Below are 255 nucleotides of genomic sequence, written 5' to 3'. Positions count from 1 at the left end.
TGCGGTCGTCGTTCATCTCGGCGACCACGTGCAGCGGCCGGCCCAGGCTCCGCCCCAGGTCCCGTAGGTGCAGCAGGGTGACCAGGGTGCGGCTGTCGGCCTGCCAGGGGTCGGTGTCGTCGTAGCCGAGGACGACGACGTGGTCGTAGGAGCCGAGGTCCAGCGCGCGCAGGGTGGCCGGGTCGGCGGTGTCCCCCTCCCGGAAGGCGGTCTTGAGCGGGCCGCCGTACGCGTCCGCGCCGGCCGGTTCCGGGT

The 255-nt window shown here is 74.5% G+C and carries 1 pseudogene; it reads right to left on the bottom strand.

Annotated elements, in window-relative coordinates:
- A pseudogene (locus tag EF918_RS37610) lies at positions 1–255 on the bottom strand (NAD-binding protein); the annotation flags it as partial.

This window comes from Streptomyces sp. WAC06614, assembly GCF_003949795.1.
Taxonomy (GTDB): Bacteria; Actinomycetota; Actinomycetes; order Streptomycetales; family Streptomycetaceae; genus Streptomyces.
The sequence above is the reverse complement of the archived record's forward strand: the minus strand, read 5'-3'. Positions and strand labels throughout refer to the sequence as shown.